This window comes from Burkholderia sp. Bp8998 (assembly GCF_003854235.1).
GTDB lineage: Bacteria > Pseudomonadota > Gammaproteobacteria > Burkholderiales > Burkholderiaceae > Burkholderia.
Genome location: NZ_QTQF01000176.1, coordinates 1 through 406, shown reverse-complemented (window position 1 = coordinate 406; position 406 = coordinate 1). Strand labels below are relative to the sequence as shown.

General features: G+C 63.8%; 1 pseudogene. It reads left to right on the top strand.

Annotation, left to right across the window (positions count from 1 at the left end):
* Positions 1-406 (top strand): annotated as a pseudogene (locus DIE06_RS38040) (type VI secretion system tip protein VgrG); the annotation flags it as partial.

The window sequence follows — 406 nt, the reverse complement described above, 5'->3', positions numbered from 1 at the left end:
ACGCGGCCGAGGAAATCGTGCTGCACGCCGGCAGTACGGAGGTTCGTATCAGCGATCAGGGTTACGTGGTACGGACGACCGGCGAGCACACGATCTTTGCAGGTAGTCATCAGACAGACGAAGCGCAGGTGCGACCCATGCGCCTGCCGGTCACGCCCGACAATCCGGGGCAGTATGCGGCGCACTTCGTGCTGTTGGAGCATGACAGCGGGTTTGCACTGCCGAACCAGCCGTACCGGGTCACGCTCGACAACGGACGCGTGATAGAGGGCGTGAGCAACGAGCTGGGCGAAACGGATGTGGTGACGAGCCATGACATCGCGTTCGGCACGGTGGAGCTGCTGGCGGCGAGCGATCCGGACAAGGTGATTGCGGTGAACCGGGCAGCCGTCGTGCGCGACAACAC